Raw genomic sequence first — 25471 nt, forward strand, 5'->3', positions numbered from 1 at the left:
CCTTGGCTTTACTCCCGACATCGGCATTCAACCGGCGCACAGCGGCGCCAGCAAGCGCTCGGCGAGCCACAGCACCAGCGCATAGCGCCCGCCCTTGGCGATCAGTATCCACAGTGTGGCCCGCCACCAGGGCAGGCGGAAAAGACCCGCCAGCACCGTTAGCGGATCGCCAATCACCGGCGCCCAGGCCAAAAGCAGGCTTGCCTCCCCAAAGCGTCGGTAGCCCCGTTCGGCCCGCGCCAGCCCCCGCGGAGACACCGGAAACCAGCGCCGATCCTGGTAGTGGCGGGCATAGCGGCCCAGGGCCACGTTGATCAAGCTACCCAGGGTATTGCCGGCGGTGGCCAGGCCCCACAGCACAAGCGCCGGCTCGCCCTGGCACCACAGCCGCGCCAGCCACAGCTCGGAGCCACCCGGCAGCAGGGTGGCACTGGCCAAGGCCACCAGAAACAGACTCAGCATGGCCGCCACCGCCACGACTGGCGTATGCTGAGCGGCGTTTTCCGGCTACAAGACGATGCCTCGATGTCTACCTCTCCTCGCATTCCCCATACCCTGACCATCGCCGGCTCCGACCCCTCGGGCGGCGCCGGCCTGCAGGGCGATATCAAGACGCTATCGGCTCTCGGCACCTATGCGACCAACGTCATCACCGCGGTGATCGCTCAGAATACCCGCGGCGTGGCGATGGTTCACCCGGTGCCTGCCGAGGTCATCCGTGAGCAGCTCGACAACCTGCTCGATGACGTTGCCATCGACGCGGTCAAGATCGGCATGGTGGCCAGTCGCGAGGTCGCCGAAACGCTATACGATGTGCTGAGCAAGCGACGCCCCCGCTGGATCGTGCTCGACCCGGTCATGGTGGCCAAGAGCGGCGATATTCTGGTCGACGCCGAGGGCATCCGAGCGGTGCGCGAGATACTAGTCCCCCTGGCCGACGTGATCACCCCCAACCTGCCCGAAGCCGCCGTGCTGCTGGATGGCGGGGTCCCCGAGACCCCCGACGCCATGGAGGCCATGCTGCCCGGCCTGCAGGCGCTCAAGGCCCCCTATGTGGTGCTGAAGGGCGGACATCTGGCCGGTAGCGCCTGCCCGGACCTGCTGGCCACGCCCACCGACAGCGCCTGGCTGCCGGCCCCACGGGTGGCCACCGACAACCTGCACGGCACCGGCTGTGCGCTATCCTCGGCGATAGCCGCCGAGCTGTCGCGCCTGCCGGCCGATGCCTCTCAGGCCGATATCGTAGGCGCCATCGGCGACGCCAAGCGCTGGCTGCATGCCGCCCTGGAAGCCAGTCACCGCCTGCAGATCGGCCAGGGCCGCGGCCCCGTGCATCATTTCCACGCCTGGTGGTGATAAAGAGAGCGGTGACAGAGATAGCGGTGACAAAGAGCGCGGTGATAAAGCGACGAGGCGACGGATACGCCGAAGGGACACCATCGCCATGATCCGCCTTGCAGGCATCGGCAACTGACACCATGCTGAAAGCTGCCTGCCCCGCGCCGACTGATGCGCGAGACGAGAGGGAGGGAGACCATGACCCGCACCCTGCTGTTCGCCTGTGACCTGTCCGCCGAGAATCGTGCCGCCTTCGGCCGGGCCATCCGCCTGGCGCTGGAAAGCAGTGCGCGACTCGATGTACTGCACGTCCTCGACCCCTACCTGCCCCATGCGGCCCTGCATGATCTCGAGCAGGCGGTGATCGCCGAGATGGAGCGCATGCTCACCGACATCCGCGAGGACTATGCGATCCCCGCGCCGGAATGCCTGATCCAAACGGTGGCCGGCGCCCCCTATGCCGAGATCATCCGCGAAGCCCACGAGCGCGAGGTCGAGTTGATCGTGATGGGTGCCCATCGCAAGCGCGGCCAGCCCGACCTGGTCGCCGGCACCACCCTGGCGCGGGTGCTGCGAGGCGCCCCTTGCCCGGTGGTGTCGGTCAGCCATCCACCGACGCAGACTTGGCGCGATATCCTGGTGCCCGTGGACTTCTCGCTGACCTGTCGCAACGCGCTGCGCGAGACCCTAAAGCGCTTCCCCGCCGCGCAACTGACCCTGCTGCATGCCTGGGAGTTGCCCGGCGAGCGAGAGCTTGGCTCGACGCCGAACTATGCCCAGTGGCGCGATACCCGCGTGCGCCAGTTGCGCCGCCAGCTGCAGGCCGAGGTCGAGACCCTGATGGCCACCCTCGACGACGTGCCGGAATTGGAGCTGGAACTCGAACAGGGCAACCCCGAAACGGTGCTGATGAACCGCCTGCGCCGCCGCGCCCCTGATCTGTTGGCGCTGGGCAGCCGCGGCGACTGGCAAGCCCGGGGCCATCTCAGCGAGCGACTGCTGGCAGAAACCCACTGCGATGTCATGGTCTGTCGCGCCTGGTAACGCTTGGCGAACCTTTCTCCGGCCAACGTGTCCTTAATGAGGCCCGATGAGTTTTCCTCTTTGTATCCCTACGCTGCCGGAGAAAGATGCATGCACCTGCCCCTGACGCGACTCATTCCGCTGATCGCCTGGCTCCTGACCATGTTTATCGCCCCGACCGCACTCGCTCAGGAACAGGTCGAAATCGAGGGAGCCACCTTTCCTACCCGGATCGAGCAGCAGGGGCAGTCCTACCGGCTGATCGGCAGCGGCATGTTTCGCTACCTGATGTGGGATGCCTACGCCGGCGCCTACTACCAGGCCAGCGACGAGCCCGAACCGGCACCTCAGTCAGACGTGCCGAGGCGCCTGGAGCTCGAGTACTTCCACGCCATCACGGCCGAGGACTTCGCCAAGGCCACCGAGGACACCCTGCGCGACGGCATGAGCGACGATGCCTACCAGCAGATTCGCCAGCGAGTCGAGGCCTTCAGTCGCCAGTATCGCGACGTCGACCCGGGAGACCGCTATATGCTGAGCTGGGACGGCAAGACCCTGAGCCTGGCGCTCAACGGCGAAAGAGTCTTCGCGGCTAACGATCTGACCCTGGCCAACGCCCTGTTCGGCATCTGGCTCGGCGACAAACCGCTGGGAGATGACTTCCGCGATGCCCTGCTGGGGCGCTGAGACGCCTCCATGCTAGGCTGGCCCCTTTCATTCAGCCAGGGGAAGCCGCCATGAGAGCCTTGATTCAGCGCGTCAGCCACGCCCGTGTCAGCGTGGCGGGACGAGAGACCGGTAGCATCGGCCAGGGCCTTGCGGTGCTGGTCGGCGTCGAGCGCGACGACGACGAAGTGCGGGCCGACAAGCTGCTGCACAAGCTGCTGCACTACCGGGTCTTCGGTGACGCCGATGACAAGATGAACCTCAACCTTCAGCAGGTCGAGGGCGGCCTGCTGCTGGTGTCCCAGTTCACCCTGGCCGCCGATACCCGCAAGGGCCTGCGGCCCAGCTTCTCCAGCGCCGCACCTCCCGCCGAGGGCGAGCGCCTTTATCAGTACCTGGTCGATGCGGCCCGTGCCCGCTGGTCGAATGTCGCCTGCGGAGAGTTCGGCGCCGACATGCAGGTCGAGCTCACCAACGACGGCCCGGTGACCTTCCTGCTGGAAAGCTGAGGCCGACGACAGCAGGCGAGGCCTCGATTCTTTCAGTCCTCGGCCAGCAGCGCCTGCTCTTCGGCTTCCATGATCTCGGCGGCTTCCATCCAGCGCTCTTCCAGGCGCTCCTGACGGCTGGTCAGCTCGGCCTGGCGGGCCAGCTTCTTGGCCAGCTCATCCTTGCGTGCCGGGTCGGTATAGAGCTCGGCATCGGCAAGCTCTGCCTCCAGTGCGGTGAGCGCCTCGACGACCTGATTGAGCTCCTTTTCGGCCTTGTCGCACTCGCGCTTGAGCGGGCGCAGCTTCTCGCGCAGCTCCGCCGCGGCGCGACGCTGAGCCTTGCGGTCATCCTTCTGCACGCCGCCTGAGGCGGCGCGGGCCGCGCTGTCCTCGACCTTGTCGGCGCGGGCCTCGCGGCGCGACGCTTCCAGACGCTGCTTGAGCCAGGCGCGATAGTCCTCGAGATCGCCATCGAAGGGCGTCACCCGATGATCGGCGACGCGCCAGAACTCATCGACGGTGGCCCGCAGCAGGTGGCGGTCGTGCGACACGATGATCACCGTGCCCTCGAAGCCTGCCAATGCCTCGGTCAGCGCTTCGCGCATCTCGAGATCCAGGTGGTTGGTGGGCTCATCGAGCAGCAGCAGGTTGGGCTTTTGCCAGGCCACCAGCGACAGCGCAAGGCGCGCTTTTTCGCCCCCGGAGAAGCTGCCGACCTGGGCGAAGATATCATCGCCGCGAAACCCGAAACCGCCGAGAAAGTTGCGAATCGCCTGATCGCTGGCGGTCGGCGAAAGCCGCTGCACGTGCAGGAAGGGCGTGGCCCCCAGATCAAGCCCTTCGAGCTGATGCTGGGCGAAATAGCCGATGGCCAGGTGCTCGCCGGCGACTCGCTTGCCCGCCAGGGGCGAAAGCTCGCCGGTCAGCGACTTGATCAGGGTCGACTTGCCGGCGCCGTTGGGCCCCAGCAGGCCGATGCGCTGACCGGGCAGCAGGGTCAGCTTGACGTCATCGAGCTGAACCCGTTCGCCGTCCTCGGTCATGTAGCCAAGCCGGGCCTCATCGAGCACCAGCAGCGGATGCGAGGTCTTGTCGGCCGAGGGCAGCGTGAAATGAAAGGGCGAATCCACATGCGCCTGGGCGACGGTGCCCATGCGCTCGAGCATCTTCAGGCGGCTCTGCGCCTGACGCGCCTTGGTGGCCTGGGCGCGAAAACGCGCCACGAAGCGCTCGATCTCCGCCCGACGAGCCTGCAGCTTGGCGGCCTCGGCCTGCTGCTGGGCGAGTTTTTCGGCGCGGGTGCGCTCGAAGGTCGAGTAATTGCCGCGATACAGGGTCAGTCGCTGCTGGTAGAAGTGCACGATGTGATCGCAGACCGCATCCAGGAAGTCCCGGTCGTGAGAAATCAGCAGCAGCGTGCCGGGGTAGCGGGCGAGCCACTGTTCGAGCCACAGCAGCGCATCGAGGTCCAGGTGGTTGGTCGGCTCATCGAGCAGCAGCAGGTCAGAGGGCATGAACAAGGTGCGCGCCAGGTTCACGCGCATCCGCCAGCCCCCCGAAAAGTCCGACAGCGGGCGCTCCAGGTCGCCCTGATCGAACCCCAGGCCGACCAGTAGCTGCGAGGCGCGCGCCCGGGCGCTGTAGCCATCCAGTGCCTCGATGGCGCCGTGCAGCTCGGCCTCGCGATGGCTATCGCCACTTGCCTGAGCGGCGGCCAGGGCCTGCTCGGTAGCGCGCAGCTCCTGATCGCCATCCAGCACGTAATCGACGATGGCCCCGTCCAATGCCTCGATTTCCTGATCCATATGGGCGATGCGCTGACCGCCGGACATCTCGAGCTGCCCCTTGTCGGGGGCCAGCTCGCCGAGCAGCAGCTTGAACAGGCTCGACTTGCCAGCACCATTGGCGCCCACGATGCCGGCCTTGTGGCCGTCGTGCAGGGTCAGGTCGGCATCCTCGACCAGCGTCTGGGTCCCGCGTTGCAGACTGAGTTGACGCAGTGCAATCATGCCTGACTCCGGAGTATCAAAAAGTTCGCGCCCCACCCTCCGGTCAACCCCTCGGGCAGTGACGACATCATGAGCATGGATTCTACCGAATTGCGCCGACACTTGCGGGGCCCAATTGACGACGAGGCCACGCCCGCCTGGCGACGCTCGCTATGGGACTTCGCCCTGGCCTTCTACGCCCGCCCCGGCATCGAGGCGGCCTGCCTGCAGCTACAGGACGGCGCGGGCCTGGACGTCAACGCCCTGCTGTGGGCCTGCTGGCTCGATACCCATGGCCTGACGCCTGAAGAGGCGCTCGCCGACGCCGACCACCCGCTATGGGGCGAGGTGCGCGCCTGGCAAGAGCAGGTCACCTCACCCTTGAGGCGCCAGCGTCGGGCACTCAAGGTGCAAGCGCTCGCCAACCCGGCCATCGCCGAGCTACGGGAAACGATCAAGCAGGCCGAACTGCTCGCCGAGCGTGAGGCACTGACGCAACTGGAAGCATTGGCCAGCACGGGGCAGGGCATTCGCCCCCTCACTCAGGCAGACCCTCATCTGGCCAGGCGCCTGAGCACTTGGCTTGCAGCACCGACATTTTCCAATCTTCGTGCCCTGCATATCCTGAAGGCGCGTCTTGACCCCCCAAGTCCGTCGGACTAGTGTTTGAGTAGAAAGACCTTATTAAATTCGCCGTTTTACGGGTAAAAGTTTGCGGTCGAGTCTTGCGGCCAATCCAATGCCCAATGTGGCTAAGGGGATGACAATAATGAAGGTGCAAAAACTGCTGACCACTGCCAGTGTGGGTGCTCTGATGCTGGGGCTATCCACGGCGTCCTTCGCCGACAACTGGCGTTATGCGCACGAGGAATATGAAGGCGACGTTCAGGACGTCTTCGCCGTAGCCTTCAAGGATTACATCGAGTCCAATTCCGACAACACCCTGCAAATCTATCGCTTCGGTGAACTCGGTGAATCCGACGACATCATGGAGCAGACACAGAACGGCATCCTGCAATTCGTCAACCAGTCCCCCGGCTTCACCGGTGCACTGATTCCCGAAGCGCAGATCTTCTTCATCCCGTACCTGATGCCGACCGACATGCAGGACGTGCTCGAGTTCTTCGACGAGAGCAAGGCCATCAACGAGATGTTCCCCAAGCTCTATGCTGAGCAGGGCCTCAAGCTTCTGCAGATGTACCCGGAAGGCGAGATGGTCGTCACCGCCAACGAGCCGATCCACAGCCCGGCGGACTTCGACAACAAGAAGATCCGCGTGATGACCAACCCGCTGCTCTCGGAAACCTACAACGCCTTTGGCGCGACGCCGACCCCGCTGCCCTGGGGTGAAGTCTATGGCGCGCTGCAGACTGGCATCATCGACGGCCAGGAAAACCCGATCTTCTGGATCGAGTCCGGCGGTCTGTATGAGGTGTCTCCGAATCTGACCTTTACTCGTCACGGCTGGTTCACGACCGCCATGATGGCCAACCAAGACTTCTACGACGGCCTCTCCGACGAAGACAAGCAGCTGGTGCAGGACGCGACCGATGCGGCCTACGCCAAGACCATGGAGCACATCCAGGGCCTCGCCGAGGAATCTCTCGAGAAGATTCAGGCAGCCTCCGATGATGTGACCGTGACGCGCCTGACCGAAGAAGAAATGCAGGCCTTCAAGGAGCGCGCCCCGCAGGTCGAGGAAGCCTTCATCGAAATGACCGGTGAAAGCGGTAAGGAACTGCTGGACCAGTTCAATGCCGATCTGAAGGCCGTGACCGGAGAGTAACGGCTCTCACTAGCACGCCAAGGGGGCGGCCACGGCTGCCCCCTTTTTTTCGTTTCCGATTCCCCAACGTACACCCAGCGTTGAGATCGGGCCACCATCGATTGCCGGGTTTCTTGTAGCCTGACAATGAGGGGGCCTAGATTCGGGGAACCCGTTCAAGGGAGTGTCTATATGTCCGACGAGGAAGAAAGAGCCTATACCTCCGGGCTTCCCGGGGTACTGGGGCTGATCGATACCGCCATCAGCCGTCTGGAGGCCGTGATTCTGGCCCTCGGCGTGCTGTTGATGGCGATCAACACCGTAGCCAACGTCGTTGGCCGCTTCGTGTTCGGTGAAAGTATTTTCTTCTCCGGCGAGATCAATCGCATTCTGATCATCATGATCACCTTCGCAGGTATCGGCTATGCAGCGCGCCATGGCCGGCATATCCGCATGTCGGCGATCTATGACGCCCTGCCCGTGGGAGGCCGCAAGGCGCTAATGATCGGTATCTCGTTCTTCACCTCGCTGGTGATGTTTTTCCTGCTCTACTATTCAGTACTCTACATTCTTGATCTGTACAGCAAGGGGCGCATCCTGCCCGCCCTTGGCTTTCCTATCTTCATTATCTACATCTGGGTCCCGATCGGTTTCCTGATCACCGGCATCCAGTATCTCCTGACCGGCATCAAGAACTTCCGCACACGAGACGTCTACCTCTCGACCTCGGTGGTGGACGGTTATAAAGATACGGAAACGGAAGTCTGACGACAGGGCTAACTCGCAGGAGCGCGCGATGACGACAATAATGGTATCGACCATGATAGCCCTGCTGTTGCTGGGCTTCCCGATGATGATTCCGCTGATTACGGCGGCCGTCATCGGTTTCTTCATGATGTTCAACGGTTTCGGGCAGATGGAAACCTTCATCCAGCAGATGCTGGCGGGTATCCGTCCGGCGTCGCTGATTGCCGTACCGATGTTCATCCTGGCCGCCGACATCATGACCCGGGGACAGTCGGCCAACCGTCTGATCGCCATGGTCATGTCCTTTATCGGCCATATCAAAGGCGGGCTTGCAGTCAGCACCGCTGCCTCTTGCACCCTGTTCGGCGCCGTTTCGGGCTCGACCCAGGCCACGGTGGTGGCGGTCGGTTCGCCACTGCGCCCCAAGATGCTCAAGGCCGGCTACTCGGACTCCTTCACTTTGGCGCTGATCATCAACGCCAGTGACATCGCCTTCCTGATCCCGCCGAGCATCGGCATGATCATTTACGGCGTCATCTCGGGTACCTCGATCGGTGAGCTGTTCATCGCCGGCATCGGCCCGGGGCTCTTGATTCTGCTGATGTTCTCGATCTACTGCGTGCTCTATGCGGTCATCAAGGGCGTGCCCACCGAGCCGCGCGCCACCTGGCGTGAACGCATGACGGCCGTGCAGCAGGCGCTTTGGCCGCTCGGCTTTCCGGTGATCATCGTCGGCGGCATCTATGGCGGCATTTTCAGCCCCACAGAAGCGGCGGCGGCCTGCGTGCTCTACGCCATCCTGCTGGAGTTCGTGATTTTCCGCTCGCTGAAGATGTATGATATCTACACCATCGCCAAGTCCACCGGCCTGATCACCGCCGTGGTGTTCATTCTGGTCGGGGTCGGTAACGGCTTCTCCTGGATCATCTCCTTCGCGCAAATTCCGCAGGCGATCCTCGAGTCGGTGGGCATCAACGAGGCCGGTCCTACCGGAGTGCTGATCGCCATCTGTGTGGCCTTCTTCGTGGCCTGCATGTTCGTCGATCCCATCGTGGTGATTCTGGTGCTGACGCCGATCTTCGCTCCGGCGATCGAAAGCACAGGGCTCGACCCGGTGCTGGTCGGCATCCTGATCACGCTGCAGGTGGCTATCGGGTCGGCGACGCCGCCCTTCGGTTGCGATATTTTCACGGCCATCGCCATCTTCAAGCGGCCTTACCTGGATGTCATCAAGGGCACGCCCCCGTTCATCCTGATTCTGATCCTGGCGGCGGCTCTGCTGATCATGTTCCCGCAAATCGCCCTGTTCCTGCGCGATATTGCCTTCGCCGATTGACCCTGACGGAGGGAATGACGCCATGTTCAAGAAGATTCTAGTACCCGTAGACGGCTCGAGAGGCGCCCTCGAGGCGCTGTTCAGAGCGGTAGAGCTGGCCAAGCTGACCGGCGCCGAACTCTATGTACTGAGCGTATTCAAGCACCACAGCCTGATCGAGGCGTCGCTATCGATGGTGCGCCCGGCCAAGCTTGATCTGCCTGACGACGCGCTCAAGGAATATGCCTCCGAGATCGCGGTGGACGCCAAGAATCGGGCGCTCAAGATGGGGGCCACGGAGGTGCGCGCCTTCGTCAAGGGCGGCCGCCCATCCAGCACCATCGTGCGCTTCGCCAAGAAGCGCCAAGTGGATCTGATCGTGATAGGTTCCCAGGGCGCCGGCGGCGAAAAGAGCGCCTCATTTCTCGGCAGTGTTTCCCAACGCGTGGCCAGTCAGTCCCACTGCCCGACCCTCGTGGTGTAGCGGGTGGGATGAGCGGGTGACCCGATCAGGTGATACGATCACCTGCGCATGACAATTCGACCGGATGCGGAACCCAATCAGGCTTGGTAGAGTCCGAAGGGTTGCGTATCCATCCCAAAGATTGCAAGGACCCTTCATGAAGACATTGGTTAAAGCCGCCACGATTGGCGCTCTGCTGACCGCAGCAGCGCCCTATGCGCTGGCAGCCCCCGAGACCGACGATGCCAAGCTTGGCTATAGCCTGGGCGTTACCCTGGGTCAGAGCCTGGTCCAAGACGTTGAGGATCTCGACCTCGATTCCTTCACTCAGGCCCTCGAAGATGTCTATGCCGGCAACGAGCTGGCCATGAGCGAAGAGGCGATGGCGAAGTCTCTGCAGCAATTCCAGCAGCAGGCCATGGCCAAGCGTCAGGAAGCCGCCATGGAAGAGGCTAACGCCAACCTCGAAGCCGGTGAGGAATTCCTCGCCGAGAACGCAGAGAAAGAAGGCGTCACCACCACCGCTTCCGGCCTGCAGTACAAGGTGCTGGAAGCCGGTGACGGCGAGACCCCGAGCGCCGGTGACACCGTCCAGGTTCACTACGAAGGTAAACTGCTCGACGGCACCGTCTTCGACAGCTCTTACGAGCGCGGTGAGCCGGTCAGCTTCCAGGTCGGCCAGGTCATCCCGGGCTGGCAGGAAGCCCTGAAGATGATGAGCGTCGGCGACACCTGGATGGTCTACATCCCGGCCGATCTCGCCTATGGCAGCAGCGGTCAGGGCCCCATCGGCCCCAACGAAACGCTGACCTTCAAGGTCGAGCTGCTCGACGTCAATCCGGATGCCGATCAAGCCGACGGCTCTTGATCTCAGGATGAGAGCGGCACGCTTCACTGCCGCTCTGGCGCTGGGCCTTGCGGGCCCAGCGCTTGCCTCTGACGACGCCCCTCCTCCCCTTCCCGACTTGACCCTCGACCCCAGCGCAACCAGCGTGATGGGTGTCTCCTCCGGTGGCTACATGGCCACTCAGCTTGCCGTCGCCTACCCCGTGCTCTTCCAGCGCCTCGCCGTGTTTGCCGCTGGCCCCTGGGGCTGTGCCCAGGGCGAGTTGAGTCGCGCCCTGGGCCAGTGCATGTCGACCCTTCGCGGGCTACCTGAGCGCGATGCGCTGCAGGCACGCCTGTCGGACTACCGCTCTCAGGGGTTGGTCGGCGAGGCCGAGGCACTGGCCGATCAGCGGGTTTACCTCTGGCATGGCAGTGCCGATACCACCGTTGAGCCCGATCTGGGCGAGATGCTCGCCGAGCAGTACCGAGACTGGCTCAGCGCCCCCGAAACGCAGCTCAAGGTGGTGCACCAGGACGACGCCGGACACGGCTGGCCGGTGGACGGCCGCGTCCTGCCCGATTCGGCAGAGCTCGCCGACTGTCGGGAAGGTGGCGCGCCCTACTTGCTGGATTGCGGCCTCGACGGGGCCGGCGAGGCGCTTGGCTGGCTGTATGCCGAGACAGGCATGGAAGGTGTAGAGAGTGAGGCAGGTGAAGAAGGAAAGGAAGTAGCCTCCCCGGCCGCACCATCAGCCGGGCAGCTGTTGGCCTTCGACCAGACAGCCTTCGACGACGACCTGGCCGAACAGGGCTATCTCTATGTGCCGCAAGCCTGCGAAACCGAGAAGGCCTGCCGGCTGGTCGTCGCTCTGCACGGCTGCCGCATGAATGCCGCCGAAGTTGGCGAGGCCTTCGTGCGCGACACGGGCCTCAACCACTGGGCCCGTCATCATGACCTGGTGGTGCTCTACCCGCAGGCGACCGCTAGCCTGGCCAACCCGCTGGGCTGTTGGGACTGGTGGGGCTATGCGGAAAGCCTCTGGCAGCCGCAACCCCAGCACGACAGCCGTGCCGGCAAGCAATTGACGGGATTGGTAAAGATGGTGCGACAACTGCTCGGCAATCCCGATAGCGCTGCACACAACGACTAGGCCTTGCCCTGCGCCTGCTACTGCCAGTCGGTCAGCGACAGCGGCGCCATATCAGATCAACCAAGCGCCCACCCCTTGCCGGTGATTCCTTCAGCGTAGGCTGACCGCCTCGAAATCGAACCAGCTGCCGCGGCGTGCCTTATCGCTTTCGACCACCACCTGGGCACGCCAGGGCATCACCTTCTCGGTACAAAAACCGATTTGCCCCTCTCCCACGAAGGTGCCCGGCCCCACCTTTTTCAGTGGGAAGCGATGCAGCCCCATGGGCATGTTGCGCCCCACGAATTCCACGGTGACCGCCTTGGCGTCGAGGCCTTCTAGGGCCACCGTAAGGGGCAGGGTCTTCATCGGCACCAGGTCGTTGCCGACACCGAACACCAGCCGCCCGCCAAAGCCAAGATTGGCTTCGCAGGGCCCTTCGTGCAGGTCGCAGGCACCAGTGGGGGGATACCAGGTCACGTCGCTCTGGCTGTCGCGCAGGTAATAATCCAGCAGATACCAACAGGCCACCACCACGGTGGCCAGGGTGACCATGATCAGCAGGTTGAGCAGGGGTGAGCGCGGGGCATCATCGTCCTGAGCATGAGGGGAAGAGTTCATGGCGGCGAAAGCAGCACTCCCAAAGCGTCTCTAAAAGGTTAAGCTTATCAGCATTTGCCGTTGACGCCCTGGGCGGGAATGTCGCAGGGCGACCACAAGGATGAGGAGGCGCCATGACTAGCGTCGAACAGGCACTCGGGCCGCTATTCCTGCTGATTCTGACGGGCGCGCTGCTGGGCGTTGTGCGATGGCCCGGCGGCGACTTCTGGACGCGCCTCGAGGGCGTGATCTATCACCTGCTGTTCCCTGCCATGCTGGTGTCGACCCTGGCCACTGCCGAGGTCGGCTCGGTGCCCGTGGTGCGCCTGGCGCTGGTGTTGCTGGGAGCGATGATCGCCTTCGCGCTGCTGCTATGGATTGGTCGCGGCTGGCTATCGCTGAGCCAGCCGGCCTTTACTTCGGCCTTCCAGGGGGCGCTGCGCTTCAATACCTATGTCGGCGTGGCCGGGGCCGCCGCCCTGCATGGCAGCGCCGGTGCCACGGTGGCCGCCGTGGCGGTGGCGCTGATGGTGCCGGTGGTCAACGTGCTGTGCGTTGCCGCCTTCGTTGCCGCCGGCACGCTCGGGCCCTCCAGCCTCGGCAAAAGCTTTACCGCCCTGGCGCGCAACCCGCTGATACTGGCCTGCCTGGCGGGTATCGCGCTCAACCTTAGCGGCATCGGGCTGCCGGGCTGGAGCGACGCGACGGTCAGCCTGCTGGGTCGAGCCGCCCTGCCGCTGGGCCTGGTGGCGGTGGGGGTCGCGCTGCGCCCTCAGGTGTTGATGCGGCTCTCGGCCGGCGTCTGGGCCGCCACGGTCATCAAGCTCGTGCTGATGCCGGCGCTGGTGCTGGGCCTTGCCCTGCTGCTGGGCCTGCCCCCCATCAGTCGCGACGTGGCGCTGCTGTTTGCCGCCCTGCCGACGGCCACCTCGGCCTATATCCTCGCCCGCCAGCTGGGCGGCGATGCCGAATTGATGGCGGCGCTGATCACCGCCCAGACGCTGCTTGCCATGCTGACCCTGCCGCTGTGGCTGGGCCTGGTGATTGGCTAGCCGCTTGCCTGCATGAGTGCTGGCTGACGGCGCGCTTGGCGGGGCCCGCCCGCCATGCTCTCTCCCCCGAGTCGCCCTAGGCTTTATCTGAAAAGTCGACGAGCGAAGGCCAGACAAGGCAAAAATTGGAGAAAGAGCGGAGTTTACGGGGTGTAAATGAGCATCTTGAGCCAATTTTTAACGCCGTATGGGCGAGCGCAGTACTTTTCAGACATGGCCTAGCCTTCCTGGGTGACCCGGTTTGCGCAGGGCAAACCGCGACTCATCGCATCGATGTTGGCAAGCGTCACCTCGGCGATCTCGGTGAGTGCCTCCACGGTGAAGAAGCCCTGATGGCCGGTGATCAGCACGTTGGGGAAGGTGGTCAGGCGCTGGAAAACATCATCATCGATGATGTCGCCGGAATGGTCACGAAAGAACAGCGACGTCTCCTGCTCGTAAACATCGATGGCCAGGCCTCCTAATCGCCGCGTCTTGAGTGCGGCGATCGCGGCCCGGGTATCGATCAGCCCACCCCGAGAGGTATTGATCAGCATCGCCCCGGGCTTGAGGAGGGAAAGCGCCTGCTCATCGATTAGATAGCGAGTGTCATCGTTTAGCGGGCAGTGCAGGCTGATCACATCGCTTTCGGCCAGCAACCGCTCCCGAGACACGTACTCCCCGTCCAGCGCCTGGAAGGCGTCGTTCGGGTAGCGGTCCTCGCCGAGCAGCCGACAGCCGAAGCCGCGGAAGATACGCGCGGTGGCAATGCCAATGCGCCCGGTACCAATCAGGCCCACCGTCTTACCGGCAAGCGTCATGCCGAGAAGCCCCTCGAGCATGAAGTTGCCCTCGCGCACCCGGTTGAAGGCGCGGTGGGTGCGGCGATTGAGCGTCAGCAGCAGTGCCAGGGCATGCTCGGCCACCGCTTCCGGTGAATAGGCCGGTACCCTTGCCACCGCGAGCCCCAGGCGCTCGGCGGCCGCTAGATCCACGTTGTTGAAACCGGCGCAGCGCATGGCAATGAAGCGGACGCCAAACCCCGCCAGCGCTGTTAGCACCTCGGCATCCAGGTGGTCGTTGACGAAGGCGCAGACGCCATCGGCGCCCTGAGCCAGCACTGCACTGTCCGGCGTCAGGGTCACCTCATGGAACTGGAGGTCGATATCACGACCGGCACACGCCTCGGTGAAGAAACGACGGTCGTAGGGCTGAGCACTGAACACGGCAACGCGGGGCACGGGCACCTCCAGGTGAAGAAACTGATAAGAACCTGCCGCTAGACCTGGCGCCAAGGTTCTTTTTGAAAAATATTCTCGTTTCGCTTGACCGCTCAAATGAGAATGCTTATATTTCAGGTGTGGCGCTCGCCAAGTGCCACTTACCATGCAGAGAATGTCAGGTTCCCTGCCATGGTTTCTCCTCATCAAGCTAGTCACGGTCTTAATGCCGCCCTCTCGGGCGGCTTTTTTTTGCCTGCCTTTCAAGACAATGGAGCCATTGTGCCGGGCATCGATGGGGCTCGCCTTGTCCTCCGTCAAGCTTGGCCGATTCGCTCGCCTCTCATCACCACTCTCATCACCACTCTCACCGCCTACATGGTCTGCCTCTTCTCAGCGCTCTCTTAAGCCCCCCTCAACGCCCCCTCAACGAGCGCCCCGCTCCCGCCACAGGCCGCGCTGATAGAGACGTTCGTGGAGCAATGCGGCCAGGGCATCCACCGCCGGCTTCGAGGCCGCCGACATGCGCTTGCTGATATGAAGCTGCGTCTCGCCGCCGGTGAGCGCCGGCAGTCCGTCCGCCGGCCCCAGCTCGCGCATCGCCGGCGTCAGCCGCTCCCGGTCGAGCACGCTGATGGCAAGACCCGCCTCAACCGCCGTCTCCAGCGCATGAACGCTGGTGCTGGTGAAAACTGCGTACCAGGCACGCTCCTCGGCCTCCAGAGCCTCGACCCCGATTGCCCGGTACGGGCAATCCACCGGGTGCAGGCCCAAGGGCAGGGGTTGAGTCGGATCGAGAACATATTCCCGCGCGGCGGCCCAAACCGGCGACGTTCGCCACAGCGGCTGGCCACCTTCGAGTCGATGCGCGCGATCGAGCAGCAGTGCCAAGGTCAGCTCGCCACGCTCGAGCCGCCGGGCCAGCTCTCCGCTGGTCGCCGTCACCGCCTCGAGCAGCACGTCCGGATGCTGGGCCATGAACTCGGGCAGGATCTGGCCCACCAGCTCGCGGGCAAAGTCTTCCGGCATGCCGAAGCGCACCCTGCCGGACAGCCCTTGACCGGTGAAGCGGGCCAGCAGCCGATCATGCTGAGACAGCAGGGCGCGGGCCTCGCGCATCAGCGACTCACCGGCGGGCGTCAGGGTCATGCCGCGAGCGCTGCGAATCAACAGCCGCGTGCCAAGACGCTCTTCCAAGCGCTTGATTTGCATACTGATTGCACTGACCGTGCGATGCCGCTGCTCGGCGGCTGCCGCCAGGGTGCCAAGCTGCGCGACGGCCATAAAACTACGCAGCGACTCGAGATCCAGAGCGCTGGCCACGACTTCAGACATATTGAAGGCTCACTACAAATTTAATCGATTCACTTAACACCTTAGTCGCCCGAGAATGGCCGCGCCATCATCGCCGACGACCGCTGAACACCTGGGATGTGATGATGCGTAAGGAGACATCATGCAACTGCACTCATCGACACCTGGATTCCCTCACCGTCTACCACTCGGGACCCTGTCCATCGCGGCGGGCTTCGTACTCTGCTGGAGCAGTGGCTTCGTCGGCAGCCGCCTCGCGGTCGCCGTCGATACCCCGGTACTGTCCCTTTACGCCTGGCGTTTCGCCCTGGCAACCCTGATCGCCGCCCTGATCTGGGCCGCACAGGCGGGGCCGAGGGGCCTGCGCGAGCAGCTTGCTTGGCGTTCACTGGGGCGTGAGGCGGCCATCGGCAGCCTGACCGTGGGCCTTTATCTGCTGGCCATGCTGGTGGCCGTCGAACAGGGTGTCAGTGCCGGCGTGGCTTCGCTGGTGGGGGCACTTCAGCCGCTGGCCGCCGCTGGCCTGGCCGGCCTGTGGCTGGGGGAAGTGAACGGTCGCGGCCGCTGGATCGGCATGGGCGTGGCCACCCTCGGCGCCGGGCTGTGCGTGATGGATGACGTGCAAGGGGTCGGTGGGGCTCCGGCCTGGGCCTATGCCCTGCCGGTGCTGGCCGTCGCGGCGGTCACGCTTGGCAGCGTCATGACCTCGACGCCACGAGTGAAGCTGCCGCTGATGGCGCGCCTGACCGCCCAGCTCATGGCCGCTACGCTGGTATTCTTCGCCGCGGCGCTGGCCGCTGGCAGCCCTATGACGCCGCCGACGATGGATGCCGAGACGCTCACCGTCATGGCCTGGCTGGTGGGGCTTGCCACCTTCGGCGGCTACGGTTTCTTCGTGGTCGGGCTGGGGCGCCTGGGGGTGGCGCGGCTATCGACGCTGATCTATCTGACGCCGGCCGTGACGATTGGCTTCACCGCCGTGCTGTTCGATGAATTACCAGGGCAGCTTGGCTGGCTGGGCATGGCGGTGGCCACCATCGGCGTACTGATGGCGCTGGGCTCTCGCCCAGGGACCTCGACACGGACATCTGACCAGGTAGCGGGCCAGACGCCCTATCAAGCCGACATGGAGACCTCCCATTGGAGAGCCCAGGGCGGTGGCGACCTCGATGGCGAGCGGGCGCACCAAGAGGTTCCTCAGCTCCACCAAACCCAGGCCCAGCCGGTGGGCGAGGCTCAGGCCTCGCGAGCGAAGATCAGATCCCAGACGCCATGGCCGAGCCGCTCGCCGCGGGCCTCGAACTTGGTCAAAGGCCGGAAGTCGGGGCGCGGCACATAGGGCGCACTCTCGGCGGGGGCGGTATTGCGATAGCCAGGCGCTTGCGCCATCACCTCCGCCATCCACTCGGCATAGGCCTCCCAGTCGGTGGCCATGTGCAGGGTCCCGCCGGGCTTCAGGCAACCGCGCACCAGCTCGACGAAGGCCGGCTGAACGATGCGGCGCTTGTGATGCTTCTTCTTCGGCCAGGGGTCGGGGAAGAACAGCTGCAGGCGATCTAGGCTCGCCTCGGGCAGGCACTCGTCGAGTACCCGCAAAGCATCCTCACGGTAGACCCGCAGGTTGGTGAGCCCCCGCTTGTCGGCCTCATCCAGCAGCTTGCCCACGCCCGGGGCGTGAACCTCGATGCCGATGAAATCCGTTTCGGGATGGCGCTCGGCCTGCTCGATCAGGGAGCCGCCCATGCCAAAGCCGATCTCCACCACCAGCGGCGCCTGGCGCCCAAACAGGGTCGCCGGGTCCTGGGGGCCATCATCCAGCGTCAGGCCGAGGCGCGGCCAGACCTCTTCGAGACCGCGCGTCTGGGCCTGCGTCATGCGCCCGGCTCGCAGCACGTAGCTCTTGATGCCGCGGCGATGCAGGGGCGCGGCCTCGTCTTGCGTTGCCGGCTCTGGCGCGGAGGCATCTTGGGTCGCCGGGTCGGCGTCATCCGCCTGAGCGGCGGCGGTGTCGGGCGTCGGGGTGCGGTCGTCGTTCATACGGCGGCGGTCGGGTATCCGTTAGTCATAAGTAAAGCGGTCGTCAGTCGACGCCGCTGATCAGCCGTTGATGCGCCCGGCGAAGGGCGAGGACGGCTCGGCGCTCTGGCGGCGCGGCATGCGACCGGCCAGGAAGGCCTCGCGACCGGCCTCGACGGCCTGGCGCATGGCATTGGCCATCCGCTCGGGGTCGCGGGCATGGGCGATCGCCGAATTCATCAGCACGGCGTCGCAGCCAAGCTCCATGGCCAGGGCCGCATCCGAGGCGGTGCCGATGCCGGCATCCACCAGCACCGGCACCTGGCTCTGCTCAACGATCAGGCGCAGATTGTGCGGGTTCTGGATGCCGTGGCCCGAACCGATCAGCGAGCCCAGCGGCATGATCGCCGCGCAGCCCATGCGCTCGAGTTCACGGGCAACGATGGGGTCGTCGCTGGTATAGACCATGACGTCGAAACCATCGGCCAGCAGTTCCTCGGCGGCCTTGAGGGTCTCGACCACGTTGGGGTAGAGGGTGCCGTCATCGCCGAGCACTTCGAGCTTGACGAGATTGTGGCCATCGAGCAGCTCGCGGGCGAGCTTGCAGGTGCGCACCGCATCGCGCGCCGTGTAGCAGCCAGCGGTGTTGGGCAGCAGGGTGTAGCGGCTCGGCGGGATCACATCGAGCAGATTGGTCGCGTCGGCGTCCTGCCCCAAGTTGGTGCGACGCACCGCGAAGGTGACGATCTCGGCGGCGCTGGCCGCAATCGCGCGGGACGCCTCGTCGAAGTCGCGATACTTGCCGGTGCCGACCAGCAGGCGTGAGCCGAACTCGCGGCCGGCAATCGTCAGCGGTTGATCTTCGATACGTTCAGACATCTGGTCTCCTCGAATGTGACTGGCAGGCGGTGCAAGCGCCGGCTAGCCGCCGCCGATGGCATGCACGATTTCAACGCGATCACCTTCGCCGAGCCGGGTCGCCGCATGCTGGCTGCGGGGCACGATCTCTTCGTTGACCTCGACGGCGATCCGGCGACCGGCCAAGTCCAGGGCCAGGATCAACTCGCCGACGGTGGTCTCGCTCGCCAACTGCTTGGCTTCACCATTGAGCTGGATCTGCATGGCACCCTCTCAACAGGCTGGTTAAAGGGCCCATATTGTAGCCTGTTCACGGCGCTCCGGGTACGGTAATCCCGGCATCGGCGCCAACTGCAACCGCACGGCCCCATGGCCCCAAACGAAACAGGCAAGTTAAACAGGAGAGCAGCATGCAAGACAGGCGATGGTGGATGACGGCCGCCGGTAGCGGCGCACTGACGGTGATGGCCGGGGCCTTCGGCGCCCATGCCCTGGGCGATACCCTGGCACCCAAGCTGCTGGCGGCCTTCGAAACCGGGGTTCGCTACCAGGCCTGGCACACCCTGGCGATTCTCGGTGTGCTGGCCTGGCGAGCCAGTCTGCCACGCGCCGGCCAGCTGGCGGTGATTCGGCTGTGGATGCTCGGCATCCTGCTGTTCTCGGGCTCGCTGTATGCGCTGGCACTCAGCGGCGTGACGCTGCTTGGCCTGATCACCCCGTTTGGCGGCCTGTGCCTGATCCTCGGCTGGCTGGCACTGGGCGTCAGCGCCTGGCGGGCTTAGGTTTTAGGTCGTGGGCTTAGGCTGATGTTTAGGCGTGGGAACAGAGCCCCAGCATTCAGTCGCCGTCGGGCAGGGCATAGGTCGAGGTGACGATCGCCACCGGCTGCTCGTCGCCGGCGGAGTAGAGTTCCACCTCGCCGACCGCCAGGCGCCGGCCCAGCTTGACGATCCGCGCGTTGGCGATCAGGTCGCGATCGCCCCGGGCCCGGCGCAGGAAGTGGCAGTTGAAGTCGGTGGTCACGGCCATCGCCTCTGGGCCGATCTGCGCCAGAATCGCCACGTACAGGCAGACATCGGCGAGCCCCATGATACTCGGCCCGGACACGCTGGCACCGGGGCGCAGGTGTTCGTCTTCGATGGCGAGGCTCATGGTCGCACGCATCTCATCGACCCCCTCGATGGTGCCCTGGCGATGGGGAAAGGCCTCGTCGAGGAATTCTTCGATGGCGGCGGCGGACATCACGGTCATGGCGGGCTCCCTGCGGCGAGACGTTGCGATGAGATGTTCCCATGCGGTGTGCCGATGATAAACGGCTATCGGGCCCAAGATAGCCTATTGGCAGACCGCACGCCCAGCCCCAAGGCCCCTTCATGGGTGGCAAACCGAGCCGCCATCTGGCCACGCAAAAAGGCCCCGGAACTCAGGTTCCGAGGCCTTGCTGTCGTCAGTTGCTCTCTCGGCCTGGCCTCAGGGCGCAGCTCTGACGGTGCCAGGCGAGGCTATCGATGTCAGTGAGCGGCCTTCGCCTTGTGCACCGCCCGCCAGTGGTGCAGCAGCGGCTCGGTGTAGCCCGCAGGCTGTACCCGGCCCTTGAACACCAGGTCACAGGCGGCTTGGAAAGCGCTGGAGGCAGCGAAGTCGGCGCTCATCGCCGTGTAGTCCGGGTCATCGGCATTCTGCTCGTCGACGACCCGCGCCATGCGCTCGAGGGTCTCCTGCACGCGATCCGAGCTCACCACGCCATGGTGCAGCCAGTTGGCGATATGCTGGCTGGAAATCCGCAGGGTGGCGCGGTCCTCCATCAGGCCGACGTTGTGGATGTCCGGCACCTTGGAGCAGCCGGTGCCGTGCTCGACCCAGCGCACCACGTACCCGAGGATGCCCTGACAGTTATTGTCGAGCTCCTGCTGGATGTCCTCGTCGGACCAGTCGGGCGTCTCGGCCACCGGCACGGTCAGCAGGTCATCGAGAAGATCGGCTTCGCCCTTGTCTTCGAGCTCACGCTGAACGGCGTGCACGTCGATCTGGTGATAGTGCAGGGCGTGCAGGACAGCGGCGGTGGGCGACGGCACCCAGGCAGTGTTGGCGCCGGCCTTGGGGTGACCGACCTTCTGCTCGAGCATGGCGGCCATGCGATCCGGCATCGCCCACATGCCCTTGCCAATCTGAGCGCGGCCGCGCAGCCCGCAGGCCAGACCGACCTGCACGTTATTGTGCTCGTAGGCGCCAATCCACTTGCTGCCCTTCATGTCGCCCTTGCGGATCATCGGCCCGGCTTCCATGGCCGTGTGCATCTCGTCGCCGGTGCGATCCAGGAAGCCGGTGTTGATGAAGGCCACGCGGGAGGCGGCCTCGTGGATACAGGCCTTGAGATTGGCCGAGGTGCGACGCTCCTCATCCATGATGCCCATCTTCAGGGTGTCCCGCTGCATGCCCAGCAGGTCCTCGACGCGGGAGAACAGCTCGCTCGAGAAAGCGACCTCGTCCGGGCCGTGCATCTTCGGCTTGACGATGTAGACCGAACCGCTGCGCGAGTTGCGGGCCACGCCGTCGGCCTTCTTCAGGTCGTGCAGCGCCAGCAGTCCGGTGACCACGGCGTCGAGGATGCCTTCCGGCACTTCGTTGCCTTCCGCATCGAGAATCGCCGGTGTGGTCATCAGGTGACCGACGTTGCGCACCAGCATCAGCGAGCGGCCGTGCAGGCTCAGCGAGGAGCCATCAGGGGTCAGATAGTCGCGATCGGCATTGAGGCGACGAATGGAGGTCTTGCCGCCCTTCTCGATCTGCTCTTCGAGGTCGCCGCGCATCAGCCCAAGCCAATTGCGATAGACGCCGACCTTGTCCTCGGCATCCACCGCGGCCACGGAATCCTCGCAGTCCATGATGGTGCTCAGGGCGGCCTCGACCACCAGGTCCTTGACGCCGGCCGGATCGGTCTTACCGATCGGGTGGCTGCTATCGAACTGCAGTTCCAGATGCAGACCATGGTTGGCCATCAGGATGGCGGTAGGTGCACTCGCCTCGCCCTGATAGCCGATCAGCTTGCCCGGGTCCTTGAGGCCGGTCTCGCGGCCGCCCTCGAGACGCACCAGCAGGTGTCCGTCACGCAGCGAATAACCGACGGCATCGCGGTGCGAACCGGTCGCCAGCGGTACGGCCCGGTCGAGCACGCCACGCGCGTAAGCCACCACCTTGGCGCCACGCTTGGGGTTATAGCTGGTGCCCTTCTCGGCACCGTCTTCCTCGCTGATCACATCGGTGCCGTAAAGGGCGTCGTAGAGGCTGCCCCAACGCGCATTGGCCGCATTCAGGGCATAGCGGGCGTTGCTGACCGGCACCACCAGCTGCGGACCGGCCTGAACGGCGATCTCGCGATCCGTATTGGCGGTCGTGGCGCTGACGGTCTTCGGTGCATCGACCAGATAGCCGATCTCCTCGAGGAAGGCCCGATAGGCCGGCATATCGCTCACCGGACCGGGATGCTCACGGTGCCAGGCATCCAGCTTCTGCTGCAGGCGCTCGCGCTCGGCGAGCAATTCCCGGTTCCGCGGTGTCAAATCAGCAAAGAGGGCATCGACGCCGGCCCAGAAGGCCTCGGCGTCGACGCCGCTGCCCGGCAGGGCTTGATCGGTGATGAAGCTATCCAGCTCGCGGGCCACTTGAAGACGGTGGCGGGTAACGCGTTCAACCATGGGGATCTCCTGATATACGCTGACCAACCGGCCAGGCTCGCCGTGGCGAGCACCCTCTCGTCGGCACGGAAGTCCATTTGTGGAAATTAATTCCAAAATATTCTCGAGCTGATGCTAACCCATATTTCGTCGGTTGTCCTCAACGTCCCGACCAAATGATGAGAAACGTCGTTTACAAATATGGCTTGTGCCCCCCGCTAGCGCTAGCATGTGAGCACTAGGGAGAGATTGATGACCGACTTCGCATCACTGCAGGCGCTTGGGCCGATGGAACGCGCAGGCGCCCCCGGTGGCCCACCTCATACCGGGACCCTCGGCCGATATCTCGAGCATTACCAGCTATCGCATCTGCTCGCCGACCATGTCGGCCTGCACGTGGGCTTCATCGAGGCCGGAAACTTCCGTCTCTGGGCGCAGGTATGGAGCCCCGCCGAACCCAAGGGCACGGCCTTCGTGGTGCATGGCTACTTCGACCACCTGGGGCTCTACCGTCACCTGCTGTCCTTGCTGCTCAATCGCGGCTGGCGCGTGGTGATGTGGGACCTGCCCGGCCATGGCCTGTCCAGCGGCCCTCGGGCCACCATCGAGGACTTCGACGACTACGGGCTGTGCCTGCGCGCACTGCAGGATCATCTTTCGCTGCGCGGCCTGGCACCGCGCCCCTGGGTCGGCATCGGCCAGAGTACCGGCGCGGCGATTCTCGCCACCGATGCTCTGCGCCAGGGGGCTGACAGCCACTGGGCGGGGCTCGCCCTGCTGGCGCCGCTGGTCCGGCCCTTCGGCTGGTCGCAGTCGAGCTGGCTGCATCTACTCGCCGGGCCCTTTCTGCGCAGCCTGCCCAGGCGCTTTACCGCCAACTCCACCGACAGCGATTTCACGTCCTTCCTCAAGGACAGTGATCCCCTGCAGCCCGACCGCCTGCCGGTGAGCTGGATCAACGCCATGCGCCGCTGGATGCCGCGCCTGCTGGCGCTACCGCCCAGCGAGCTGCCCGTGCTGATCCTACAGGGCGAGCAGGACCTGACCGTCGACTGGCAGTGGAACCTGGAAGTGCTGAGCGTCAAGTTTCCTCGCGCTATCGTCCATCGCCACCCCGAAGCGCGCCATCACCTGGTCAATGAAGCCGAGGCGATACGTCAGAGCATGTTTGCCGAGCTAGAGGCCTTCCTGGCTCAGTTAGAGACGAGCCCCACCATGACTCAGGAACCCTCGGTATGAGATACCGCATCAGCCCCACGTTGAAAGCCTGCCTGACGGTGCTGACCCTTGTCTGGCTGATAAGCGGCTGCGCCAGCACGCCCGAGGGGCCACAAACCCTGCGCCAGGCGCTACTGGGGCTCAGCGACCGCGCCGCCGCACTGGTTCTGGCGCAGCCGGCCTGGTCGCCGGCCGACTCCAGCGCGGATCAGGATATCGTGTTGCTGCTGGACGAGCCCGTGGTCGACGCCAGCCTCGGCATAACCGCTGAGCGCTTTGGCGAGAGCCTGTCGCGAGCATTGTTGGCCGCGCCCCAAGGGCCGCAGGTACTCGACTGGATGCCGAGCATGACCGCGCCCGAAAGCACGCGTAAAAGCGATAACGCCAACCTCTGGCTGCTGGAAAGCCGGCTCGAACCCGACGGCCCCAAGCTGAGCCTCTCGGACCGCGACCTGCTGCCCTACCGGCTGACGCTGGCGCTGCGCCACCCGGGCGATGACGAGACCCGCTGGCAACGGGTGGTAAGCGGCGCCTTCGACACCACCGCGCTCTAAGCGCTCGAACTTTCACTCGCTCAAACGGACCAGCGAAGCCTGCCTCATTGCCTGGGCCTGCACAGTTGAGTCGCTCCTCCTCTGGCGCCACAATCGTCACACCGCCTGAAAGGAGAGCCCGCATGCCCCGCTTCGCCGACCACCTCTACCGCGACGGCCCCGCCAACCCCTTCCCGGGGATCAAGGCGCTGGAGCGCCGCCTGGGCCGCGAGATCCCCCACCGCCTGGGCTCCAACGAGGGCCTGGACATGCCGCATCGGGCGCTCGAGGCCCGCTTCGGTACGGCGCTTTGTGAGCTGGCCCGCGGCTACGGCGACGCGGGCGCCATGGGCGTGCGCACGCGACTCGCCACGGCGCTCGAGGTCGAGCTGGACAACCTGCTGGTCGATGCCGGCGCCGACAGCCTGCTGGCCCTTTCGCTGCGCGCCGTGGCGCCCGCCGGCACCACGGTGGTGACCAGCGCCGGTAGCTACCCCACCTTCGGCTACTTCGCCGCCGGCCAGGGTTGCCGCATCATCGAGACCCGCTACCGGGAAGCGCCCGGCCTGCTCGCCCCTGACCTGGACGCCCTGGCCGAGGCCGCCACCCGCGAAGACGCACGGCTGGTCTATCTGGCCAATCCCGACAATCCCGGCGGACACCTGCACGACGATGACGCCATCGCCGCGCTGCGCGATGCGCTGCCTGAGGGCTGCACCCTGCTGCTCGACGAGGCCTATCACGACTTCCGCGCCGATGCGGCACGCCACGCCGTGCTGCCTGGAGTCATCCGCGTGCGCACCTTCTCCAAGGCCCATGGCCTGGCCGGACTACGCATCGGCTACGCCCTGGCCGAGGCCGAAACGCTTGAGATGCTGATGAAGGTCCGCATTCACTATGCGGTGTCGTCGCTTGCCGAGGCCGCCGCCGAGACCCTGCTCGACCACCCGGACGAGACCCGCGAGCATATCGACGCCGTAATCGCGCGCCGCGAGCGCCTGGCCGAGCACCTGCGCGGGCTCGGTGCCGAAGTGCTGCCCAGCGCCACCAACTTCATCGCCGTGCGGCTGCCCGACGCCGAGCTAGCCGCCCGGGTGCATGGCGACTTGCTGGCCGCCGGCAGCCTGATTCACCGCCCACCCCATCCGGCGCTTGGCCATGTGCTGCGCATCAGCGCCGTCGAAGACGCCCTGGTACCCGGCCGCCTGACCGCACTGGAAGAGGCCCTAACCAACGGCTGAGACGTCTGCCAG

The 25471-nt window shown here is 65.0% G+C and carries 27 protein-coding genes; 17 read left to right on the forward strand and 10 right to left on the reverse strand.

Annotated features, from left to right (window positions below):
• Positions 1 to 27: 27 nt before the first annotated feature.
• Entirely contained in the window at positions 28 to 462 is a 435-nt protein-coding gene (locus BLR71_RS11925) for a YqaA family protein (protein ID WP_092526658.1), read from the reverse strand.
• Positions 463 to 525: 63 nt separating this feature from the next.
• Between BLR71_RS11925 and thiD the strand changes: the two genes are divergently transcribed.
• The 4 genes from thiD (at position 526) to dtd (ending at position 3536) form a co-directional block, all read left to right on the forward strand.
• Positions 526 to 1356 (forward strand): bifunctional hydroxymethylpyrimidine kinase/phosphomethylpyrimidine kinase, encoded by an 831-nt coding sequence (gene thiD / locus BLR71_RS11930; protein ID WP_092526661.1) that lies wholly within the window; start codon positions 526 to 528, stop codon positions 1354 to 1356.
• A gap of 180 nt (positions 1357 to 1536) precedes the next feature.
• Entirely contained in the window at positions 1537 to 2382 is an 846-nt protein-coding gene (locus BLR71_RS11935; protein WP_092526540.1) for a universal stress protein, read from the forward strand.
• 90 nt (positions 2383 to 2472) lie between these two features.
• The gene (locus tag BLR71_RS11940) at positions 2473 to 3048 is read left to right on the forward strand and encodes a chalcone isomerase family protein (RefSeq protein ID WP_245696425.1); all 576 of its coding nucleotides are present in this window, start codon (positions 2473 to 2475) and stop codon (positions 3046 to 3048) included.
• Between the two features lie 50 nt (positions 3049 to 3098).
• Positions 3099 to 3536: a D-aminoacyl-tRNA deacylase gene (gene dtd / locus BLR71_RS11945; RefSeq protein ID WP_092526543.1), complete on the forward strand. Its 438-nt coding sequence runs from the start codon at positions 3099 to 3101 to the stop codon at positions 3534 to 3536.
• 32 nt (positions 3537 to 3568) lie between these two features.
• Here the strand turns inward: dtd and BLR71_RS11950 are convergent, their stop codons facing one another.
• On the reverse strand, positions 3569 to 5527 hold the full coding sequence (locus BLR71_RS11950) for an ABC-F family ATP-binding cassette domain-containing protein (RefSeq protein ID WP_092526547.1): 1959 nt from the start codon (positions 5525 to 5527) through the stop codon (positions 3569 to 3571).
• Positions 5528 to 5596: 69 nt separating this feature from the next.
• Here BLR71_RS11950 and BLR71_RS11955 point away from each other — a divergent pair, with 69 nt between their 5' ends.
• The 7 genes from BLR71_RS11955 to BLR71_RS11985 all read left to right on the forward strand — a co-directional run bounded on the left by BLR71_RS11955 (position 5597) and on the right by BLR71_RS11985 (position 11775).
• Entirely contained in the window at positions 5597 to 6169 is a 573-nt protein-coding gene (locus BLR71_RS11955; protein WP_092526550.1) for a TIGR02444 family protein, read from the forward strand.
• A 106-nt stretch (positions 6170 to 6275) separates the two neighbouring features.
• Positions 6276 to 7292, forward strand: coding sequence for a TRAP transporter substrate-binding protein (locus BLR71_RS11960; RefSeq protein ID WP_092526553.1), 1017 nt, complete (start codon positions 6276 to 6278; stop codon positions 7290 to 7292).
• A 171-nt stretch (positions 7293 to 7463) separates the two neighbouring features.
• The gene (locus BLR71_RS11965) at positions 7464 to 8039 is read left to right on the forward strand and encodes a TRAP transporter small permease (protein ID WP_092526556.1); all 576 of its coding nucleotides are present in this window, start codon (positions 7464 to 7466) and stop codon (positions 8037 to 8039) included.
• Between the two features lie 28 nt (positions 8040 to 8067).
• Positions 8068 to 9354, forward strand: coding sequence for a TRAP transporter large permease (locus tag BLR71_RS11970; protein WP_092526559.1), 1287 nt, complete (start codon positions 8068 to 8070; stop codon positions 9352 to 9354).
• Between the two features lie 22 nt (positions 9355 to 9376).
• A complete protein-coding gene (locus BLR71_RS11975; protein ID WP_092526563.1) occupies positions 9377 to 9817 on the forward strand; it encodes a universal stress protein in 441 nt (146 codons plus the stop codon).
• A 136-nt stretch (positions 9818 to 9953) separates the two neighbouring features.
• Complete coding sequence (locus BLR71_RS11980) at positions 9954 to 10664, forward strand: BamJ family beta-barrel-assembly machinery protein (RefSeq protein ID WP_092526566.1); 711 nt, start codon at positions 9954 to 9956, stop codon at positions 10662 to 10664.
• 7 nt (positions 10665 to 10671) lie between these two features.
• The gene (locus tag BLR71_RS11985) at positions 10672 to 11775 is read left to right on the forward strand and encodes an extracellular catalytic domain type 2 short-chain-length polyhydroxyalkanoate depolymerase (RefSeq protein ID WP_245696426.1); all 1104 of its coding nucleotides are present in this window, start codon (positions 10672 to 10674) and stop codon (positions 11773 to 11775) included.
• Positions 11776 to 11865: 90 nt separating this feature from the next.
• On the opposite strand, the gene BLR71_RS11990 is transcribed toward BLR71_RS11985, so the two are convergent.
• Positions 11866 to 12375 carry a hypothetical protein gene (locus BLR71_RS11990; protein ID WP_092526572.1) on the reverse strand — a complete coding sequence of 170 codons (510 nt, stop codon included), beginning with the start codon at positions 12373 to 12375 and terminating at the stop codon, positions 11866 to 11868.
• Between the two features lie 113 nt (positions 12376 to 12488).
• Here BLR71_RS11990 and BLR71_RS11995 point away from each other — a divergent pair, with 113 nt between their 5' ends.
• Positions 12489 to 13406: an AEC family transporter gene (locus tag BLR71_RS11995; protein WP_092526575.1), complete on the forward strand. Its 918-nt coding sequence runs from the start codon at positions 12489 to 12491 to the stop codon at positions 13404 to 13406.
• A gap of 218 nt (positions 13407 to 13624) precedes the next feature.
• Here the strand turns inward: BLR71_RS11995 and BLR71_RS12000 are convergent, their stop codons facing one another.
• Positions 13625 to 14626 carry a 2-hydroxyacid dehydrogenase gene (locus BLR71_RS12000; protein WP_245696427.1) on the reverse strand — a complete coding sequence of 334 codons (1002 nt, stop codon included), beginning with the start codon at positions 14624 to 14626 and terminating at the stop codon, positions 13625 to 13627.
• Positions 14627 to 15031: 405 nt separating this feature from the next.
• Positions 15032 to 15940 carry a LysR family transcriptional regulator gene (locus BLR71_RS12005; protein ID WP_092526581.1) on the reverse strand — a complete coding sequence of 303 codons (909 nt, stop codon included), beginning with the start codon at positions 15938 to 15940 and terminating at the stop codon, positions 15032 to 15034.
• 121 nt (positions 15941 to 16061) lie between these two features.
• On the opposite strand from BLR71_RS12005, the gene BLR71_RS12010 reads away from it, so the two are divergent.
• Positions 16062 to 17258: a DMT family transporter gene (locus tag BLR71_RS12010; RefSeq protein WP_092526585.1), complete on the forward strand. Its 1197-nt coding sequence runs from the start codon at positions 16062 to 16064 to the stop codon at positions 17256 to 17258.
• Here the strand turns inward: BLR71_RS12010 and trmB are convergent.
• From trmB to thiS, 3 genes are read right to left on the reverse strand one after another with little or no spacing between them, the layout of a single operon-like run.
• Positions 17156 to 17956: a tRNA (guanosine(46)-N7)-methyltransferase TrmB gene (gene trmB / locus BLR71_RS12015; RefSeq protein WP_092526588.1), complete on the reverse strand. Its 801-nt coding sequence runs from the start codon at positions 17954 to 17956 to the stop codon at positions 17156 to 17158. The two genes, BLR71_RS12010 and trmB, sit on opposite strands and share 103 nt — an antisense overlap.
• Positions 17957 to 18016: 60 nt before the next feature.
• Entirely contained in the window at positions 18017 to 18814 is a 798-nt protein-coding gene (locus BLR71_RS12020) for a thiazole synthase (protein WP_092526591.1), read from the reverse strand.
• A gap of 42 nt (positions 18815 to 18856) precedes the next feature.
• A complete protein-coding gene (gene thiS / locus BLR71_RS12025; RefSeq protein ID WP_092526594.1) occupies positions 18857 to 19057 on the reverse strand; it encodes a sulfur carrier protein ThiS in 201 nt (66 codons plus the stop codon).
• 146 nt (positions 19058 to 19203) lie between these two features.
• Here thiS and BLR71_RS12030 point away from each other — a divergent pair, with 146 nt between their 5' ends.
• On the forward strand, positions 19204 to 19575 hold the full coding sequence (locus BLR71_RS12030) for a DUF423 domain-containing protein (RefSeq protein WP_092526597.1): 372 nt from the start codon (positions 19204 to 19206) through the stop codon (positions 19573 to 19575).
• A 55-nt stretch (positions 19576 to 19630) separates the two neighbouring features.
• On the opposite strand, the gene BLR71_RS12035 is transcribed toward BLR71_RS12030, so the two are convergent.
• Positions 19631 to 20044, reverse strand: a complete 414-nt coding sequence (locus tag BLR71_RS12035; protein ID WP_092526600.1) for a PaaI family thioesterase — start codon at positions 20042 to 20044, stop codon at positions 19631 to 19633.
• Positions 20045 to 20304: 260 nt separating this feature from the next.
• Positions 20305 to 22488: a malate synthase G gene (locus tag BLR71_RS12040; protein WP_092526602.1), complete on the reverse strand. Its 2184-nt coding sequence runs from the start codon at positions 22486 to 22488 to the stop codon at positions 20305 to 20307.
• Positions 22489 to 22719: 231 nt separating this feature from the next.
• On the opposite strand from BLR71_RS12040, the gene BLR71_RS12045 reads away from it, so the two are divergent.
• The 3 genes from BLR71_RS12045 to BLR71_RS12055 all read left to right on the forward strand — a co-directional run bounded on the left by BLR71_RS12045 (position 22720) and on the right by BLR71_RS12055 (position 25459).
• Positions 22720 to 23706, forward strand: coding sequence for an alpha/beta hydrolase (locus tag BLR71_RS12045; RefSeq protein ID WP_092526605.1), 987 nt, complete (start codon positions 22720 to 22722; stop codon positions 23704 to 23706).
• Complete coding sequence (locus tag BLR71_RS12050; protein WP_092526608.1) at positions 23703 to 24239, forward strand: hypothetical protein; 537 nt, start codon at positions 23703 to 23705, stop codon at positions 24237 to 24239. Before BLR71_RS12045 ends, BLR71_RS12050 begins: the two co-directional genes overlap by 4 nt.
• Positions 24240 to 24361: 122 nt before the next feature.
• Positions 24362 to 25459: an aminotransferase class I/II-fold pyridoxal phosphate-dependent enzyme gene (locus BLR71_RS12055; RefSeq protein WP_092526612.1), complete on the forward strand. Its 1098-nt coding sequence runs from the start codon at positions 24362 to 24364 to the stop codon at positions 25457 to 25459.
• Positions 25460 to 25471 lie beyond the last annotated feature (12 nt).

Origin of the sequence: Onishia taeanensis (genome assembly GCF_900100755.1) — a bacterium.
Lineage (GTDB): Bacteria > Pseudomonadota > Gammaproteobacteria > Pseudomonadales > Halomonadaceae > Onishia > Onishia taeanensis.

Bases quoted from the DNA above. Each gene is read 5' to 3' on its own strand.
- BLR71_RS11935 (WP_092526540.1), top strand. From the start codon at position 1,537: ATGACCCGCACCCTGCTGTTCGCCTGTGACCTGTCCGCCGAGAATCGT.
- BLR71_RS12040 (WP_092526602.1), bottom strand. From the start codon at position 22,488: ATGGTTGAACGCGTTACCCGCCACCGTCTTCAAGTGGCCCGCGAGCTG.
- BLR71_RS11960 (WP_092526553.1), top strand. From the start codon at position 6,276: ATGAAGGTGCAAAAACTGCTGACCACTGCCAGTGTGGGTGCTCTGATG.
- BLR71_RS11925 (WP_092526658.1), bottom strand. From the start codon at position 462: ATGCTGAGTCTGTTTCTGGTGGCCTTGGCCAGTGCCACCCTGCTGCCG.
- thiS (WP_092526594.1), bottom strand. From the start codon at position 19,057: ATGCAGATCCAGCTCAATGGTGAAGCCAAGCAGTTGGCGAGCGAGACC.
- trmB (WP_092526588.1), bottom strand. From the start codon at position 17,956: ATGAACGACGACCGCACCCCGACGCCCGACACCGCCGCCGCTCAGGCG.
- BLR71_RS11965 (WP_092526556.1), top strand. From the start codon at position 7,464: ATGTCCGACGAGGAAGAAAGAGCCTATACCTCCGGGCTTCCCGGGGTA.
- BLR71_RS12005 (WP_092526581.1), bottom strand. From the start codon at position 15,940: ATGTCTGAAGTCGTGGCCAGCGCTCTGGATCTCGAGTCGCTGCGTAGT.
- BLR71_RS12050 (WP_092526608.1), top strand. From the start codon at position 23,703: ATGAGATACCGCATCAGCCCCACGTTGAAAGCCTGCCTGACGGTGCTG.
- BLR71_RS11970 (WP_092526559.1), top strand. From the start codon at position 8,068: ATGACGACAATAATGGTATCGACCATGATAGCCCTGCTGTTGCTGGGC.
- BLR71_RS11985 (WP_245696426.1), top strand. From the start codon at position 10,672: ATGAGAGCGGCACGCTTCACTGCCGCTCTGGCGCTGGGCCTTGCGGGC.
- thiD (WP_092526661.1), top strand. From the start codon at position 526: ATGTCTACCTCTCCTCGCATTCCCCATACCCTGACCATCGCCGGCTCC.
- BLR71_RS11980 (WP_092526566.1), top strand. From the start codon at position 9,954: ATGAAGACATTGGTTAAAGCCGCCACGATTGGCGCTCTGCTGACCGCA.
- BLR71_RS11990 (WP_092526572.1), bottom strand. From the start codon at position 12,375: ATGAACTCTTCCCCTCATGCTCAGGACGATGATGCCCCGCGCTCACCC.
- BLR71_RS12030 (WP_092526597.1), top strand. From the start codon at position 19,204: ATGCAAGACAGGCGATGGTGGATGACGGCCGCCGGTAGCGGCGCACTG.
- BLR71_RS11995 (WP_092526575.1), top strand. From the start codon at position 12,489: ATGACTAGCGTCGAACAGGCACTCGGGCCGCTATTCCTGCTGATTCTG.
- dtd (WP_092526543.1), top strand. From the start codon at position 3,099: ATGAGAGCCTTGATTCAGCGCGTCAGCCACGCCCGTGTCAGCGTGGCG.
- BLR71_RS11955 (WP_092526550.1), top strand. From the start codon at position 5,597: ATGAGCATGGATTCTACCGAATTGCGCCGACACTTGCGGGGCCCAATT.
- BLR71_RS11940 (WP_245696425.1), top strand. From the start codon at position 2,473: ATGCACCTGCCCCTGACGCGACTCATTCCGCTGATCGCCTGGCTCCTG.
- BLR71_RS12020 (WP_092526591.1), bottom strand. From the start codon at position 18,814: ATGTCTGAACGTATCGAAGATCAACCGCTGACGATTGCCGGCCGCGAG.
- BLR71_RS12045 (WP_092526605.1), top strand. From the start codon at position 22,720: ATGACCGACTTCGCATCACTGCAGGCGCTTGGGCCGATGGAACGCGCA.
- BLR71_RS12010 (WP_092526585.1), top strand. From the start codon at position 16,062: ATGCAACTGCACTCATCGACACCTGGATTCCCTCACCGTCTACCACTC.
- BLR71_RS11975 (WP_092526563.1), top strand. From the start codon at position 9,377: ATGTTCAAGAAGATTCTAGTACCCGTAGACGGCTCGAGAGGCGCCCTC.
- BLR71_RS12035 (WP_092526600.1), bottom strand. From the start codon at position 20,044: ATGACCGTGATGTCCGCCGCCGCCATCGAAGAATTCCTCGACGAGGCC.
- BLR71_RS11950 (WP_092526547.1), bottom strand. From the start codon at position 5,527: ATGATTGCACTGCGTCAACTCAGTCTGCAACGCGGGACCCAGACGCTG.
- BLR71_RS12055 (WP_092526612.1), top strand. From the start codon at position 24,362: ATGCCCCGCTTCGCCGACCACCTCTACCGCGACGGCCCCGCCAACCCC.